General features: G+C 32.3%; 15 protein-coding genes. 9 read left to right on the top strand and 6 right to left on the bottom strand.

The genetic code is table 11. From position 1 onward, the window contains the following. Positions 1–57: 57 nt before the first annotated feature. A complete protein-coding gene (locus O5O44_RS08175; protein WP_289193879.1) occupies positions 58–2,352 on the bottom strand; it encodes an FdhF/YdeP family oxidoreductase in 2,295 nt (764 codons plus the stop codon). A gap of 146 nt (positions 2,353–2,498) precedes the next feature. Between O5O44_RS08175 and O5O44_RS08170 the strand changes: the two genes are divergently transcribed. Then, positions 2,499–3,974: an SLC13 family permease gene (locus tag O5O44_RS08170; RefSeq protein ID WP_289193878.1), complete on the top strand. Its 1,476-nt coding sequence runs from the start codon at positions 2,499–2,501 to the stop codon at positions 3,972–3,974. A gap of 1 nt (position 3,975) precedes the next feature. Here the strand turns inward: O5O44_RS08170 and O5O44_RS08165 are convergent, their stop codons facing one another. Genes O5O44_RS08165 through tilS form a run of 3 tightly spaced genes read right to left on the bottom strand, consistent with a single transcriptional unit; the run spans position 3,976 to position 7,906 of the window. Beyond that, positions 3,976–4,938 carry a YheT family hydrolase gene (locus tag O5O44_RS08165; protein WP_289193877.1) on the bottom strand — a complete coding sequence of 321 codons (963 nt, stop codon included), beginning with the start codon at positions 4,936–4,938 and terminating at the stop codon, positions 3,976–3,978. A 13-nt stretch (positions 4,939–4,951) separates the two neighbouring features. Further along, entirely contained in the window at positions 4,952–6,586 is a 1,635-nt protein-coding gene (gene ade, locus O5O44_RS08160) for an adenine deaminase (protein ID WP_289193875.1), read from the bottom strand. 9 nt (positions 6,587–6,595) lie between these two features. Then, positions 6,596–7,906 (bottom strand): tRNA lysidine(34) synthetase TilS, encoded by a 1,311-nt coding sequence (gene tilS / locus O5O44_RS08155; protein WP_289193874.1) that lies wholly within the window; start codon positions 7,904–7,906, stop codon positions 6,596–6,598. Between the two features lie 122 nt (positions 7,907–8,028). On the opposite strand from tilS, the gene O5O44_RS08150 reads away from it, so the two are divergent. Then, on the top strand, positions 8,029–8,721 hold the full coding sequence (locus tag O5O44_RS08150; protein ID WP_289193873.1) for a hypothetical protein: 693 nt from the start codon (positions 8,029–8,031) through the stop codon (positions 8,719–8,721). Here O5O44_RS08150 and pabB read toward each other — a convergent pair. Beyond that, complete coding sequence (gene pabB, locus O5O44_RS08145) at positions 8,718–10,022, bottom strand: aminodeoxychorismate synthase component I (RefSeq protein ID WP_289193872.1); 1,305 nt, start codon at positions 10,020–10,022, stop codon at positions 8,718–8,720. The genes O5O44_RS08150 and pabB overlap by 4 nt on opposite strands. A gap of 80 nt (positions 10,023–10,102) precedes the next feature. Between pabB and O5O44_RS08140 the strand changes: the two genes are divergently transcribed. Together O5O44_RS08140 and O5O44_RS08135 are read left to right on the top strand one after the other, a co-directional pair. Next, positions 10,103–10,993 (top strand): aldose 1-epimerase family protein, encoded by an 891-nt coding sequence (locus O5O44_RS08140; RefSeq protein ID WP_289193871.1) that lies wholly within the window; start codon positions 10,103–10,105, stop codon positions 10,991–10,993. Between the two features lie 41 nt (positions 10,994–11,034). Then, the gene (locus O5O44_RS08135; RefSeq protein ID WP_289193870.1) at positions 11,035–12,393 is read left to right on the top strand and encodes a DEAD/DEAH box helicase; all 1,359 of its coding nucleotides are present in this window, start codon (positions 11,035–11,037) and stop codon (positions 12,391–12,393) included. A gap of 124 nt (positions 12,394–12,517) precedes the next feature. Here O5O44_RS08135 and O5O44_RS08130 read toward each other — a convergent pair whose 3' ends face one another. Then, entirely contained in the window at positions 12,518–12,910 is a 393-nt protein-coding gene (locus O5O44_RS08130) for a MotA/TolQ/ExbB proton channel family protein (RefSeq protein ID WP_289193869.1), read from the bottom strand. Between the two features lie 191 nt (positions 12,911–13,101). Here O5O44_RS08130 and O5O44_RS08125 point away from each other — a divergent pair, with 191 nt between their 5' ends. The 5 genes from O5O44_RS08125 to O5O44_RS08105 all read left to right on the top strand — a co-directional run bounded on the left by O5O44_RS08125 (position 13,102) and on the right by O5O44_RS08105 (position 16,726). After that, positions 13,102–14,154 (top strand): sensor histidine kinase, encoded by a 1,053-nt coding sequence (locus O5O44_RS08125; protein ID WP_289193868.1) that lies wholly within the window; start codon positions 13,102–13,104, stop codon positions 14,152–14,154. A gap of 3 nt (positions 14,155–14,157) precedes the next feature. Next, on the top strand, positions 14,158–14,874 hold the full coding sequence (locus tag O5O44_RS08120) for a LytR/AlgR family response regulator transcription factor (RefSeq protein ID WP_289193867.1): 717 nt from the start codon (positions 14,158–14,160) through the stop codon (positions 14,872–14,874). A 181-nt stretch (positions 14,875–15,055) separates the two neighbouring features. Next, positions 15,056–15,418, top strand: a complete 363-nt coding sequence (locus O5O44_RS08115) for a coiled-coil domain-containing protein (RefSeq protein ID WP_019386538.1) — start codon at positions 15,056–15,058, stop codon at positions 15,416–15,418. 14 nt (positions 15,419–15,432) lie between these two features. After that, positions 15,433–16,251 (top strand): cell envelope biogenesis protein OmpA, encoded by an 819-nt coding sequence (locus tag O5O44_RS08110; RefSeq protein ID WP_289193865.1) that lies wholly within the window; start codon positions 15,433–15,435, stop codon positions 16,249–16,251. After that, a complete protein-coding gene (locus O5O44_RS08105; RefSeq protein ID WP_289193863.1) occupies positions 16,238–16,726 on the top strand; it encodes a Rab family GTPase in 489 nt (162 codons plus the stop codon). Before O5O44_RS08110 ends, O5O44_RS08105 begins: the two co-directional genes overlap by 14 nt. Positions 16,727–16,730 lie beyond the last annotated feature (4 nt).

Below are 16,730 nucleotides of genomic sequence, written 5' to 3'. Positions count from 1 at the left end.
TTGATATGCCAATAATTGCTTTTAAAGAAAATAATGGGATTTGTTTTTATTGAAATGCTAAACTTTTTCAATAGTAATTTTAACACTCTTAGATGCTGGCGTCTTAGCGGTGTGTGCAAAACAATCTAAAGGCACGAGTACATTGGTTTCAGGAAAGTAAGTGGCACAACAGTTTTTAGGAATTTCGTAACCAACAACTTTGAAATTCGGGGCTTTTCGTTTAGTGCCTTGATATTCAGAACATAAATTAACAACTTCATGTTCTTTTAAACCTCTTACTTTCATGTCTTCACGATTCATAAAAATAATACGCCTTTCATTGAAAACCCCACGATATCGGTCGTCTAATCCGTAAATTGTTGTATTGAACTGGTCGTGACTACGTATTGTCATCATAATCAATTCATTATCTTTTAAAGACCATTTTGGAAGCTTATTTATTGAAAAATTTGCTTTTCCTGTTTTGGTATTAAATTCTCTAACTCGAGCTCCATTTGGCAGATAAAAACCAGATGGATTTTTTAATCGGTTGTTATAATGGCTGAATCCAGAAACAACGTCTTCAATATCATTTCTAACAAGGTTATAATCATCTTTGTATTGTAACCAATTGATCTTTGATTTTTCTTTTAAAGTGGCATGGGCAATACCGCAAACCACTGCAACTTCACTGATAATATTATCCGAACAGGGGTCCAAAACCCCTTTGGTTGCCGACACCACACCCATGGAGTTTTCTACACTTTGAACTTGCAAGCCTGTCTTTTGATAATCTTTTTCTGTGCGTCCTAAACAAGGTAGTATCAACGCTTCTTTTCCCGTAACTAAATGCGATCGATTGAGTTTGGTACTGACGTGAACCGTTAAATTGCAGTTGGCTAAAGCGGTTGCAGAATACAACGTATCCGGAACGGCAGATATAAAGTTTCCGCCCAATCCAAAAAACACTTTAGCATCTTTATTATACATAGCTTTTATTGCATCTATAACAGAATAACCATGCTTATGCGAAGGTTTAAAACCGTATTTTTTTTCAATTTTATCTAAAAAAGCTTGTGGTGCCGATTCCCAAATTCCAACTGTTCTATCACCTTGAACATTGGAATGTCCACGCACAGGACAAGTCCCAGCTCCTTCTTTTCCGATACTTCCTTTAAGTAATAATAAGTTTACTATTTCTCGAATATTATCAACGGCATTTTCATGTTGTGTTAAGCCCATAGCCCAACAAACGATGATCTTATCATGGTTTAATACCAATTCAAAAACATCGTTAAAAACCGTCTCTGAAACTCCTGAAGCCTTTAAACACGCCTCAAAAGTAAAAGTCTTTAAATCGGAAATAAAAGCGTCGTAACCACTAGTGTAAGATTCAATAAAAGCCTTATCGAATACGTCGCCATGTGCTTCTTCTTTCTCTAATAATTTTAAAAGAATAGCCTTAAAAAAAGCAACATCTCCGTTTATAGTTATGGGTACAAATACATCGGCTATTTGTGTACCTCCAGTTAATAACTTAATTGGATTTTGCGGATTCGTAAATTTCATTAATCCCGCTTCTGGCAAAGGATTTATAGCAATAACTTTTCCACCGTTTTTTTTGCACTTTTCTAGTGCACTTAACATTCTAGGATGATTTGTTCCTGGGTTTTGCCCAACAACTATTACCACTTCTGCCTTATATAAATCATCTAAAACCACCGAGCCTTTTCCAATACCTAATGTTTCGGAAAGCGCACTTCCGCTAGCTTCATGACACATATTGGAACAATCTGGAAGGTTTGATGTTCCAAACTCTCTAACAAACAATTGATATAAGAACGCAGCTTCATTGGTAGTTCTGCCTGAAGTGTAAAACACCGCTTCATCAGGATGATTGAGTTCATTTAAATGATCAACAACTTTATTAAAAGCATCATTCCAAGATATTGGTGTGTAATGAGTTGCGCCTTCTGCTAAAAACATAGGTTCTGCCAAACGACCTGATTTTCCTATTTCAAAATCAGACCAACTGGATAATTCGTCAACACTATGCTGTTCAAAAAATAGAGAGCCAATCGTTTTGTTTTGTGCTTCCTCAGCAATGGCTTTTATGCCATTTTCGCAAAACTCTCCTAAAGAAGAGCGCTCATCGTCTGGATCTGGCCATGCACAACCAGGACAGTCAAATCCTCCTTTTTGGTTTATTTTTGAAGCCAACCTCAAGGCATCAGCAGGCTTCATATATTTTGCTACCTGATCGATGACTTTTAATATTGAGGTAAATCCAACACTGTTTTTAGGTGGATTACTCGTTTTTAAATTCAAAAAGGTTTCTGAAGTTTTCGCTTTATCTTCTGCTGATTTAGGCATTTTTCTATTTTATCATGAAGATATTAAAATTTGCATGAAATTTAATCGATTATATTTAAGTATTGCATTTATTAAATAAAATCTCAAATGTTGCTGCTATCAAAATAAAAACTATTTTTAAGAATTAAACTACTCTAAAACGATTCATGACTAACGCTAAACGTTTTGGACTCATATTGGGTCCGTTTCTATTTGTTTTAATTCGCTTATTTTTCTACCCTGAAGGTTTATCGGAAGAAGCTAACGGTATTCTGGCTTCGACTTTATGGATTGCTGTTTGGTGGATTTTTGAAGCCATACCCATTGCAGCGACGGCTTTACTTCCCATAGTATTATTTACATTAACGGGGAGTTTAGATATTGCTACCACTACTGAGTCTTACGGACATAAATTCGTGTTTTTATACTTAGGCGGATTTGTGATTGCAATTGCTATTGAGAAATGGAATTTACATAAACGCATCGCGCTTAATACTATAAATCTCATTGGATTGAATGTTAAAAAAATCATCTTAGGTTTTATGGTTGCGACTGCATTTTTATCCATGTGGATATCTAATACAGCAACTTCAGTAATGATGCTCCCTATTGGTATTGCTATCATTAAACAATTGAAGGATAATCCCAATACCGATAAAGATGAAAATTTAATTTTTGGAAAAGCCTTGATGTTGGCTATTGCTTATAGCGCTTCTATTGGTGGTATAGCAACCTTAATAGGAACGCCTCCAAACTTAGTTTTAGCAGGCGTTGTAGCAGAAACTTATGGTTACGAAATTACATTTTCGCAATGGTTCATTTTCGGGTTTCCTATTTCCATTATTCTGTTATTAATTTGCTGGAAGTATTTAACTTCGTTTGCCTTTTCTTTTCATCAGAAAGAATTCCCTGGTGGTAAACAGGAAATTAAACGATTGTTAAATGCATTGGGGAAAATGACTTACGAAGAGAAGATAGTTGCGGTAGTATTTGCCACTACAGCATTTTGTTGGATAACACGATCTTTTTTACTTAAAAATATACTACCAGAAATTGACGATACCATTATTGCTATTTTATTTGCCATTGTACTTTTTATCATACCTTCAAAAACGAAACACAAAAAATTAATTTCATGGCAAGACACCAAAGATTTACCTTGGGGCATTATATTATTATTTGGAGGTGGAATGGCATTAGCTAAAGGTTTTGAATCTAGCGGGTTAGCTTTATGGATTGGAAACCAAATGACAACATTAGTAGGTGTAAGCACATTGGTATTAATTCTATTGCTCATAGCTGCGGTGAATTTTTTAACTGAAATTACATCGAACTTAGCAACAACCGCAATGCTTTTACCCGTTTTAGCTCCTATGGCTTTAACTATAGATATGCATCCGTTTATATTAATGGTAGGCGCTGCCGTAGCTGCGTCTTGCGCTTTTATGTTGCCTGTAGCAACTCCTCCGAATGCGGTAGTTTTTGGGTCTGGTTATTTGCGAATTCCAGATATGGTGAGTAAAGGCATCGTCATGAATATAATTTCTATAGTCATCTTAACCTTTTTTGTGTATTTCGTGCTACCAGAACTTTGGGATATTGTTATTGAAGGCTTCCCCGATAACCTTAAATCTACTCCTTAAATTATTTACCGTTACTTTTTACAAACTCTAATGCACGCTTTTCATTATAATACTTATTTTTTCGATCAATAAATCCGGCATGTCCGCCATAATTAGGCATTTCTAGAAACAAATTCGGGTTTTGTTTTGCTTCTTTTACTGGATAACATTCGGGAGACAAAAACGAATCATTTAGTGCATTAATAATTAAAGTTGGAGTTTTTATTTTGGGAAGCAATTGTAAACTACTGCATCTAGTATAATAATCTAACGCATCTTCAAAACCATGAGCTCTAGCTGTGTATACATTATCAAAATCCAATAACGTTTTTATTGAATTTAATAGTTCTTCACTTAGTTTATCAGGAAACTGTTCTTGTTTTAATTTGAGTCTGTGCTTTAGATGTTTTAAAAACCGGTCATGATATAATTTGTTTTTAAAATGATGTAATTCTTTGGCGGCTCCTGCTAAATAACAAGGCACTGAGACTGCAATGGCAGATTTCACTTCTAGTGGAACTTCGTTTCGTTCACCCAAATATTTCAAAATAATATTAGCACCTAAACTCACTCCTTTTAAGTAAATTTTTGAATACCTTTTGTTAGATACAACATGTTGAATAACTGCATCTAAATCGTCAGTAGCGCCCGAATGATAACTATAAAATTTTAAATTAGGTTCTCCACTACAACCTCTAAAATTCACTGATACAGCATCAATATTGTTTGAATTGAATAATTTCGCAGCACCAGTAATATATGGACGTTGTCCATTACCTTCTAGACCATGCAACAAGATAACGAGTTCTTCACTTTTTTTGTTTGAATAACTCCAATCTAAATCTAAAAAATCATCGTCTTTTAAAATAATTCGCTCTCGTTCTTGTTTCAGAGAAATGCGTCTTATTAATCCTGAATAAACAGTTGAAATAAACCCGTTTTTAAAGTAAAATCTAGGTTTGTAAGTTGATTCAATTACTGGCATTATTAATTAAGAATTATTTTGATTTATGATTTAATGTTAAAGGTGTAAACTTAAAATCTTTTCCATTAAAAAGCCCTTTATCGCTTAATTTTAATGAAGGAATTACTAAAAGCGCCATGAAAGACAACGTCATATAAGGCGCGTACAATTTACTCCCTAATGTCTTAGCCATTTTGTCTATACTGGCGTAAGCTTTAGCGATAGTTTCACCATCTTTATCGCTCATAATACCTGCAACTGGAAGCGGAACGATTTTCTCTTCAGAATGAGATACTGCGCAGATACCACCTTTATGTTCAATAATTAAATTCACGGCTTGACATATGGCTTCATCTGAAACACCTACGGCAATTATATTATGTGAATCATGACCAACCGACGACGCTATAGCACCTTCCTTTAATCCAAAATTCTTAATAAAGGCTAAAGCTGGTTTACTATCGTCGTATCTATTAACAACGGTCATTTTTAAAATATCATCTTTTATATTCGAAACTAAATTTCCGTTTTCAATAAGTGTTTCTTCGATTAATTCATTCGTCACCAATTGACCCTCTAACGCTTCAATAACTCTGATTTTTTTAGCTGAAGAAGTTATTTCAAAATCTTCAATTCGCTTGCTTTTACAATCGAAATTATTTGGATTTTTAAATGCAACGGATTTAATTAAAGATTCACTTCCATCAAAAACCAATTCACCATTGATAAAGGTTTGAAGTGTTTTAAATTGCTTAAGGTCTTCAACAACTATAAAATCGGCATGGTCTCCTTTTTTTAATAACCCAACATCTAAATTATAATGCTTTACAGGATTAACACAAGCAGCTTGCAACACTCTATAAACGTCTACTCCAATGGCTACAGCTCTTGCACATAATTGATTGATATGACCTAGAATTAAATCATCAGGATGTTTATCATCACTACAAAACATCATATTTTCATAATGCTCTGGTAATAAATCAATTAAAGCTTCGAAATTCTTAGCAGCACTCCCCTCTCTGATTAAGATTTTCATCCCCTTTTGAAGTTTCTCTAGAGCTTCTTCCAAAGTAAAACATTCATGATCGGTAGAAATACCTGCATTTATGTATTTTCTAACTTCACTCCCTCTAAGTCCGGGTGCATGACCATCAATTGGTTTTTTAAAATACTTCGCCCAACTTATTTTTTTCATGACTTCATCATCATCGAAAAGAACACCGGGATAATTCATCATTTCAGCTAAATATTTAATATCCGGATTTTCAAGTAGTTTTTTTATATCATCTGAATCTATCAGAGCACCTGCCGATTCAAAACTGGTAGCTGGAACGCAAGATGGCGCTCCAAAATTGAATTTAAAAGGAACTTGTTTACCGTTTTCAATCATGAATTCCACACCTGGAACACCTAAAACATTGGCAATTTCATGAGGGTCTGAAACTGTTGACACTGTACCATGTTTTACAGCAATTTTTGCGAATTCTGAAGGCACTAACATAGAACTTTCAATATGAATATGTGCATCAATAAAACCAGGAATGATATAATGATTTACTTCATGTTCTTTTTCTGAAATAGCAATAATTTTACCATTTTCAACAGTTATTTCGCCTTTAAAAATGCGTTTATTTAAAATATCGACTATGTTACCTTTTATCTTCAATGGCGTGAATTATTTTAACTCTATTTTCAAAATCTGGTTTGTATTTTCAGTAACCTTAAAACGATTATCCGCTCTTTTGCCAATAACCCAAACAACCTCTTCTCTTGAACACAATAACCAAGTGTTTTCTTTGTCTAAAAGAGAAAATTTTTCATCTTTAAAATATTTGCTTAATTTCTTCTTACCCGTCATTCCTAGTGGATAGAAAAAATCACCTTCCTGTTTCTTTCTAACTTTCAACGGGAATTGCAACTTCTCCTTATCAATAAATATGGCATTCGAACATTGATCTAGAACAGCTTCAGCTTCATCAAAAAACAAAATACCCAAAGGTGTTTCAATTTTTGTATCGGACTCTAAAATTTCGATCTCATTAAAATCTTCAGATTCTATTTTACTTAGCAATAAATGATCTCTATTTTTAATTAACCTGTAGGTGGTCGAAAACACTTGCTTGCCTGTTTCAGCATCTAATAAATTTAAAATATCATCCCATTGCGTGAAGCCAAATTCTTTAAACGATTCGTACAAATATGGTCTTGGGTGCTCCAGATTTTTGAACGCTGAAATCTTAAATTTAACTACATTGTCATCAATATTCTCAATAGCTTCGTTTAAAAACTTATCGATACTTTCTTGAACAATTAAAGCAGTTTCATTGAGGTTATTTAATGTGCTTTGAAAACTATTTAATAAACTGGGATTAATTTCTTTTAAGATAGGAATGACTTCATGTCTAAGCTTATTTCGAAGATATTTAGTTGAGGCATTACTGCTATCGTCTCGCCATTTAATGTTGTTTTCTTTAGCATAAGCATTAATATCGGCACTTGAAAAAGATAATAAGGGTCGAACAAATTTTCCGTTAACCTCTGGAATTCCTGTTAAACCTTCCAGTCCGGTTCCTCTTGTAAAATTGATTAGAAAGGTCTCCAAATTATCATCGGCATGATGCGCGGTTAATATGTAATCAAACTTGAGTTGAGCTGCGAGTTCTTCAAACCAATTGTATCGTAATTCTCTGGCAGCCATTTGGATAGAACGCTTGTTATCTTTAGCATAGGCTTCGGTGTCAAAACGTTGTACAAAAACTTCTAAATCTAAATCTTCGGCTAACTCTAATACAAAATCTTCATCTGTATCACTTTCATTTCCTCGTAAATTAAAATTACAATGTGCTAATGAGATATTGAGCTTTAATTGCTTACATAAAAAAGTTAAAACCACGCTATCAATTCCTCCAGAAATGGCAATAAGAATTTTGCTATGATTTAAAAAATCTAGTCGGGTTTCTATGTGTTCCTTTAAGTCCTTTAGCATGCCTTCAAATATACAACTTTGACTATTATATAATTCACTTTCCTGATAATTCAAATGACAAAAATCATAATAAACTATCTCGAATTTTGTAACTTTAAGAAAGTAATTAAAATTATAAGATTATGTGCACTTCAGAGAAACTAAACGATAAGAGAACGACAGATGAATTCAATAAGAAGGTTGTATCTGCAACACAGCATTTACAAGCGTATGTAAAACATAGATTGTATATAGCTGAATCTACGCGCATTATTCCTAAAAACATGTTTAACTCTCATGACATTATTGATGAAGGCATTGCGAAATTTTATGAAGCTGGCTACAACATTGATGCGGATGCAGCAAGTATAAAAATCAGCCTTTTTAAAATTGTAGATAACGATTTAGATGCGCTTTTTAAAAATGAGAAATTCCATCAACAAACCATGAGTACGCATACCATTTTGCAAGATGAATTGGATGGTTTAGATGAAAAATTTACAGTTGATGAAGATTTCGATTTGATTATGAACGAAGAATTAAGTGACATCTCATATAAACAAGATGGTGAATCCAAACAAGTATTTCTCTATGATGACAATAATTCTACTATTAAAAATGCCTTAGAAATCACAGATTTATCTTCAAAACGCAACAAACATTTATTAGGTAAATTCTACACTTGGTTACCTTTAAAAGTTTCAGATATTGTTGATTTATTTGTATTTGGTAAATTATCTTTTGAAGAAATAGCGAAGGTGAAATCTATTGAGGCTAAACGCGTTGAACGTGTTTTAAAACTAGCTATTGAAGATTTTAAAGAACATTTAGATTAGTTTTCAAGAACCTCGCGCATAGCTTTGGCTTTAACCAAACACTCTTCGTATTCTTTTAACGGATCGCTTTTAGAAGTTATTGCGCCTCCAACAGAATAAGAAACATATCTCGTTGAGGCGTTATACAAAATGCTTCGTATAACGACATTAAAATCGAAATCGCCTTTAGGTGTAAAATAGCCTATGGCTCCTGAATAGATTCCGCGCTTTGTTTTTTCCAATTGCTCAATAATTTTCATTGCTGAAATTTTCGGAGCTCCTGTCATGCTTCCCATTGGAAACGTGCTTTTTAGAATATCTATGGGATTCGTTTGTTCATTTACTGAAGAAACCACAGTAGAAATCATATGATGCACTTGGTTGAAACTATAAATGCCACAAAGCTCTTCTACTTTAACACTTCCTTTTGTGGCTGTTTTTGATAAATCATTTCGAACCAAATCTACAATCATTACATTTTCACTGCGCTCTTTAGAATCTTTAGATAAATTGGTTTTTAAAACAACATCTTCCAAAGGGTTAAGAGCCCGTTTTGCTGTACCTTTTATAGGTTGTGAAATAACTGTAGTATCGTTTTTCTTTAAATACCGCTCTGGTGAAGCGCTTAACACGAACTTATCTTCCAATTTTAGGAACGTTGCAAATGGCGATTTTGATATGTTATTTAATTTCTGATAGGTTTCAAGCGGATTGATTTGTGTGTTTTCGGCATAAAATTCCTGACAAAAATTAGCCTCATAAATATCGCCCCTATGAATATGCTCTAACATGGTTGTTACCTTATCAAAATATTCATCTTTATGGGTACGAAGTTTTATTTTAATATCTGAAAAAACGGTGCCTCTTGCAGCTTCAGACTTATTTTTTATATCAAATAAATCGTCTTCAATTTCATCCGAAACAACATTTAAATACTGTATTTCAACTTGATTACCTTTTATTAAAAACAACTTTTTAGGTTGAAAAAAGCATAAATCTGGAAACCCCAATCCATCAAAATTTTGAGATATAAGATTTTCTACATCATTTTTTAAATCGTATGACAAATAGCCAAAAATCCAGTCTTTAGAGTAGTTTTGATATTCTTTTAACTTTTCAAAACCATCGGTAAAATCGGTTTTTATACTCGTAAAAGCATCAACAGCCAAAACAGCATCATAATTATAATGCTTTTGGTGTTCTTTATTATTTTCAGGATTAGATTCTAACCAAACAACCTCTTCAAATTGTTGAGCCCAGTCTAGTAACTGTTTTTTGAATTTTCTAATACGCTCGAAAGTATAAACTTGTGTTGTTCTCAATTAAAATAAATATTGAACAAAGTTAATTAGAATACTTAAAATATGAAGATTTTTGTACATTAGTTTAAACAACAAAAAGTATGCACACATTAGAAAACGATAAACTAAAAATTAGTATTAATACCTTTGGTGCCGAATTAAGTAAAATAACATCTGTAAAAAACAAAACTGAATTCATGTGGCATGCAGACCCAAATGTTTGGGGCAGTTCCGCCCCTAATTTGTTTCCTATAATTGGCGCATTAAAGAACGATACCTATGTTTTTGAAAATAAGGCATATAATCTTCCAAAGCATGGTTTTGTTAGGCATAATCAAAACATAATTTTACACGAAGAAACCAAAAATAGCTTAACTTTTAAGCTTGTTTCAGATGAGGGTTTATTAACAAAATATCCTTTCCATTTTGAGTTTTTTATTACTTACACCCTATCGGACAACAATTTAGAAATCAAACACACCGTTAAAAACACTGATGATAAAACCATGTATTTTTCGGTTGGTGGACATCCTGCTTTTAAATGCCCTGCTTTTAAAAATGAAAATTATGACGATTATTATCTAGAATTTGATCAGGTTGAAAATTCTAAAAGACACCTTATCAATATGGATAACGGACTCATTTCTGATAAAATTGAACTCGTTTTTAATAATTCTAATAAGCTCCCGTTAACACATGATTTGTTTCTTAAAGATGCTTTGGTTTTTAAAGACACAAAATCCAGAAAAATAAGTTTGATGAGTGAAAAAAGCGGACCTATTCTTTCAGTGAATTTTGAAGGCTTTCCATATTTAGGTATTTGGGCAAAACCCAATGGTGATTTTATCTGCATTGAGCCTTGGCTGGGAATTGCCGATAACGAAAACACAAACCAAAACCTTGTTGATAAAGAAGGAATTTTGAGTTTAGAGGCTAATAAAACATTTCAAGCGTCGTATAATATCGAAATAGACAACACGCATTTAGCCTAAAGCCAAGAATAAGTGTAACTTTGCCCCAAAATATCAAGATTTTGACTTTTTCAGATTTAAATTTAAACACACCGCTTCTTAACGCCATAAACGATTTAGGTTACACAATACCTACTCCAATACAAGAACAAGCTTTTAACGTGGTGGCTTCGGGTAAAGATGTGGTTGGAATTGCGCAAACTGGTACAGGGAAAACCTTTGCCTACATGTTGCCTATTTTAAAAAACTTAAAGTATTCTGAACAAGAAAATCCAAGAGTTTTGGTTTTAGTACCAACTCGAGAATTAGTGGTACAAGTGGTTGATGAAATTGAAAAGCTATCTAAATACATTAACAATCGTGTTTTAGGTGTTTATGGAGGCACCAACATTAACACACAAAAAAAAGCTATTGCCGAAGGTTTAGATATACTAGTTGCTACACCTGGTCGTTTATACGATTTGGCTTTAACCCGTGTTTTACAATTAAAATCAATACAGAAATTAGTGATTGATGAAGTTGATGTGATGCTCGATTTAGGTTTTAGACATCAACTTATCAATATATTTGATATTCTTCCGCAACGAAGACAAAATATTATGTTTTCGGCAACCATGACGCAAGACGTTGATTTACTAATTAATGATTTCTTTAAAAGTCCAGAGCGCGTTTCTATTGCTGTTTCAGGTACACCACTTGAAAACATTGCACAAAAACGTTACAATGTTCCTAATTTTTATACCAAAATTAATTTGTTGGTAGAAATGCTTCAAGATGAAGAACATTTTAATAAAGTATTAATTTTTGTGGCGTTTAAACGAATGGCAGACAAATTGTTCGATAAGCTAGATGAACATTTTAAAGAGGAATTGTGTGTTATTCATTCTAACAAAACACAAAATTATAGGCTACGAAGTATCGAGCAATTTAGAAATGGTGATAACCGCATTTTAATAGCTACCGATGTTATGGCACGTGGTTTAGATATCGATAATGTGAGTCATGTTATTAATTTTGATACACCTGATTACCCAGAAAACTACATGCACCGTATTGGTAGAACTGGTCGTGCCGAACGTGAAGGTGAAGCACTAGTGTTTACTACTGAAAAAGATCAGGAAGCTATAGAAAATATAGAAGCTTTAATGAAAATGACTATTCCGGTTGAAGAGCTTCCCGAAACTGTTGAAATTTCTACCGAGCTTATTGAAGAAGAGCGTCCACAGATAAAAGAACGCAACAATCCAAACAAACGTAGCGACGAAGATGCTCCAGGGCCTGCATTTCATGAGAAATCAGCTAAAAATCAGAAAGAAAATTTAGGAGGTTCCTATAAATTTAAAATTGCGGCAAAGTATAAAAAGCCAAAAACTAAAGGTGACAAGAATTATAACCGACGTAATAAGAATTTTAAGAAGTAAAAGTATTTAGTTATTCCTTCACCTTGCCGCAGTGATATAGAAAATTCTCAAACAAAAAATTCCCTTCTTCAATTAAATGAAAAAGAGATTTTTATGGTTAACTGAAATTGTCCCATGAAAACTTTTAGCTTTTCTGTAATCCTTTCAATATTATAATACCTATTCTTGGAAGAATAAATGTAATAGCTCCAAAAACTGTAGTTAAGAACGATACTTTTAGTCCACCTGCCATCATGCTTGCACTAATATCGCCCATAGATTCAATGGCATCAAAAGCGGTTATCATTCCGATAATCGATCCTAAAAACCCAAATACTAAGCCTAAGATACTTGCATCGGAAGCTAAACCCGTCATTTTTTTAGATTTCGCCACATTTTTTTTAAGATTAACAAAACCCAAAACAATAAAAAACAAGGCCAAAAGCAAACAGATTAAAATAAAAGACATAAATAACGGACCGCCTTCCATAAATCTATCCACAAAAACATTTAACGAAATAACTGATAATACATTCATAATTCAAAATTTTAATTAAACATGCCACAAACATAAACACTTAAGGCTTCTTTTAATTTAAAATGCGACAGATGACTAATTTAGTCATTAATATAACATGATGCTAAAACCAGAGCTAATCCTGTTATTCGTCTATAAAAACTTTAATAGCTTCAAATTTATAGTATTATTGTAATATGGTTTAATAGGTTATGTTTACAATTCCAAAGGTTTTACATAAAATAGGTCAAGTTTTACTCCATATTTTATTTTGGTGTGGGGTGTTGTTATTTTATACTTATTTTTTCGGCGTAGATAGCAGCGATTTTAGTTATGTGTTGTCGTTCTCATTATTTTTAATGCCCATAACTATTGCCACAACGTATACTTTTATTTATAAATTAATTCCAGAATATTTAATAACCAAACGCTACTTTTTATTCGTACTGTACAGCATTTATGCCTTAATTATTTCGGCATATTTAATTGTAATTTCGGTATTCTATGGGCTCGTTTATCTTTCGAATTTTAAGTATGCAAACATGGCTCCTATTAGTAAAAGTCTCCTATTAGTTGCTATTGCTGTATATCTTGTTGTTATTATTGTTAGTGCCTTTAAACTTCTAAAATTGAATTTAAAACATACAGAAGACGCAAAAAAACTAGAAACCAAAATTTTAGAAACGCAACTTAAATTAAAGGAACAAGAATTGAATTATTTAAAAATGCAGATTCATCCACACTTTCTGTTTAACACACTAAATACCATGTATGGTTTTGCATTAAAAAAGGCAGATGAAACACCTGAAATGATTCTGAAACTTTCTAATTTATTAGACTATTTGCTCTACCAAGTCGATAAACCCTTTGTACCACTGAATGATGAGCTCCATCATATTAACGATTATGTAGCACTTGAAAAAATGCGTTTTAATAATACATTAAACATTAATTTTGAAACTAAACATATTCCAGAATATGTACAAATTGCTCCAATGCTTTTGCTACCTTTCGTAGAGAACAGTTTTAAACATGGTAGCTTAAAAAATGGCGTTTTATCAATTGATATTAAGCTGTTTCAAAAAAACAAGATTCTTTTTTTCGAAATTGAAAACACTTGTGATTCTAATTCTGAATCTGAAAAAGGTATTGGTTTGGAAAACATAAAAAAACGTTTAGATTTGATTTATAAAGGTGACTATTCACTGGCTGTAGAAAATAAAGACGATGTGTTCAAAGTCAAATTAAGCCTTGTAATTTCTTAGTTTATGCCAGATTCAAAAGATATAAAATGTATTATTGTAGATGATGAATCCATTGCTAGAGAAATTATTGCAACACATCTTACTAAAATACCAAATATAGAAATTGTAGGAAATTGCAGTAACGCCATTGATGCTTTTAAATTATTAAGAGAACAGCAAGTCGATTTGGTGTTTCTGGATATTAATATGCCTGAAATCTCTGGGATTTCGTTCGCTAAATCTATAAACAAAAATGTAAAAGTCATATTCACTACCGCATATCGAGATTACGCAGTTGAAGGTTTTGAATTGAAAGCAGTAGATTATTTGCTCAAGCCTATTTCTTTTGAAAGATTACTCAAAGCAATAAATACGTATTTTGAAATCCATGTTGACTCGAATCAAAGTGTGAAAGAGGATTTAGAAATAAACGATTTCATGTTTGTTCGAGCCGATAGACGCATGCTAAAAATAGATTTTGAAGCTATCATTTACATTGAAAGCTATAGTGATTATATTAAAATTCATTTATCTAATGAAACCATAGTAACTCGTGAAACAATTAGCGCAATCGAAGCCAAACTACCGAAACAACGATTTTTAAGAATTCATCGTTCTTACATCATTTCGTTAAAACATATCAGCTCATTTACAAACGAAGAAATCACCATCAATAATACAGCATTAACCATTAGCAGAAGTTATAAAAAACAGGTTTTAAAAATTCTAGAAAGCTACTAAAACCTTTTATCAAACTAAATAAAGTCTAATATTTGTTTGCTTGATTTAAGGAATTACACCCCCATTTCGTCCATAAAAATCATTAAATCATATATAAAATAGTACAAAATAAACACCTAATTAGCTAATATCGCTTATTTTATTCTACTTTTGTGTATTAGTTTCACTAAACAAGCTGATAATGAAAAAACAAGCAATAGAAGAAAGCGTTAAAAATTTAAACGACAAACCTCAAAACAATAATTCAAAAATTGACGCTATAAAAGAACTTATTTTTGGGGAGAATATTCAAGAATACAATCAAGAATTCGAAACTCTAAAAGCTGATATTTTAAGTAAAAGAGAAGAACTTCAAGATTTAATTAGTACAGTTGAGTCTGAATTGTTACAAAATATTGATTCGTTAAGTACAGACATCAATATTAGAATTACCGATCTTGAAAAGTCAATAAGCGACAAACTTTCTAAAATGGACAATAAAAAGACCGATAGAAAACTATTAAGCGAGCTTTTTATAAAATTGGGAGAAAAAATAGCTGAATAAACTTATTCGCGTTGATGAATCAAGATGAAAAATTAAATATAATTAAAGATATCTTGCTCACCGACGAGCGGGAGTTTGTGTCTGCAATTGAAAAAAAAATCAAAATTCTTGAGAACACGGTCAACAAAAAAGAAAACTTATCTGTTAAAGTAGACCCTATAATTGAAACCAAGTTAAATGAGTTTGTAAAAGAAATACCTGAAACGCTCGGGCCTACTATAACTGAAGCATTAAAAACAGAAATTAAAAATTCCCAAGATGCGGTTGTTGAAGCTCTTTATCCTATTTTAGGTAAAATGATAAAGCGTTACGTGCAGCATGAAATGAAATTATTATCTGAGAAGATAAATAATCAAGTTAACAAAACCTTTTCGTTTAAACGATTTTTCAGAAGAGCGAAATCCAAAGCTTCGGGCATTAACGAATCAGAATTAATTCTTCAAGAACAAACCAATGCCAAAATCGAACAAATAATTGTTATTGAAAAAGGCTCTGGACTTCTATTAGCAGAATATTCAAAAAACAAAATGGCAGATGAAGATATGGTGGCTGGTATGCTTACAGCTATTAAAAGCTTTGTTGAAGATGCCTTTAAAAAAGAAAGTCAAAATTTGCAATATATAGAATATGACCTTTACCATATTCATATTCAAAATTTTTCTTCCTTCTATATTGCCGTTGTAGTTTCAGGTGCTTACAATGTTATATTTAAGGACCAACTAGAAGACAAATTATTTGAATTTGCCGACAAGGAAAAAATAGTAAAACACTTAAAAAACAAATCGCTATTATCTAAAAAAATAGAAGATTTCTTTAAAAATGACAGTATCTAAAAAAATTGTATTAATAGGTCATTTTGGAGTTGGAAAAACCTCATTAATAAGGCGCTTTGTTGAAAATACTTTTTCTGAAGATTACAAAGTAACCATTGGTGTTCATATTTCTAAAAAAACTATAACTATTCCCGAAGGAGAACAAATTTCTTTAATAATCTGGGATTTAGAAGGACAAGACGATATAAAAAAAACGAGACCGTCTTATTTATTAGGTACTAATGGGTTTATTTATGTTTTTGATTTATCAAGACCTGTTACCTTCCAAAATCTTAATTCTGAACTGTCCTTTTTAAAAGAAAATTATCCTAATATCCCCGTAAAAGTAGTTGGGAACAAAATGGATTTAGTAAATAAAATTTATTTAAAAGAACACCAAACCTTTTTTGAACCCCATGTGGATTATTTTGTAAGTGCTAAAACAGGAAGTAAAGTTGAAAAACTATTCTCTAAACTTGCTGAAGACTTAATTTAAAGTA

It is taken from the genome of Algibacter luteus (genome assembly GCF_030344935.1).
Classification (GTDB): domain Bacteria; phylum Bacteroidota; class Bacteroidia; order Flavobacteriales; family Flavobacteriaceae; genus Arenitalea; species Arenitalea lutea.
Note: the sequence above shows the minus strand (reverse complement) of the source record. Positions and strands in the feature narration are given on the sequence as shown.